General features: G+C 75.0%; 1 protein-coding gene and 1 pseudogene. Both read right to left on the bottom strand.

Annotation, left to right across the window (positions count from 1 at the left end):
• Positions 1-276: MATE family efflux transporter (locus ACFQ36_RS23230; protein WP_377017987.1), on the bottom strand; the 276-nt coding region annotated here is incomplete at its 3' end.
• Between the two features lie 35 nt (positions 277-311).
• Positions 312-660, bottom strand: a pseudogene (locus tag ACFQ36_RS23225) (hypothetical protein); the annotation flags it as partial.

Genomic DNA, 660 nt, shown 5'->3' with positions numbered 1-660 from the left:
CCGCCCGGCGCCCAGCAGCCGCGCGACGGCGGGGGTGGTGGAGTAGGCCAGGAAGACCATCAGCCCGACGCCGGTCTGCACCACCGTGGCCGCCAGCCCGACGCCGGCCAGCTGCGGCACGCCCAGGTGCCCGACGATGGCCGAATCCGCCAGCAGGAACAGCGGCTCGGCGATGAGCGCGCCGAAGGCCGGCACGGCCAGGGCCAGGATGCGCCGGTTCAGGCCCCGGGCAGGTTTCACCGGCAGCAAGCGTTCAGTTCCCACGTCTGACAGCATAGGGCCCTGCCGCCGCGGCACACCGGTCGCCGGGGCTACCGGCGGGAGCCGGCGTTCTTCGGCCCGTTGGGCGCCACGGTGAACCGCACATAGCTGGCAGCGTTGGCGGAACCGGCCACGGTGGTGCGCTGCAGCCTGTCCGCGGCAGCGTCCCGGCCGTAGGCCTGAAGCCACTCCGAGTCCTCGGCCAGGGCGCGCACGATCGCGCGGAAGCCGAAAACCTGCTCCGGGTCATCGGCCGCTGCGGCCGGCGGGGCCGGGTCGAACATGTCCGCCTGCGCCAGGACCACCACCGCGCGGTCGTGGCGGCGCCCGGCGTCCCGGAATGTTGCGCGCAGCCGCCGCAGCGCCGCCTCGATCCGGTGCTTCGCCCCGGCTTCCGGC

This window comes from Arthrobacter sp. GCM10027362, assembly GCF_042679445.1.
Lineage (GTDB): Bacteria > Actinomycetota > Actinomycetes > Actinomycetales > Micrococcaceae > Crystallibacter.
Note: the sequence above shows the minus strand (reverse complement) of the source record. Positions and strands in the feature narration are given on the sequence as shown.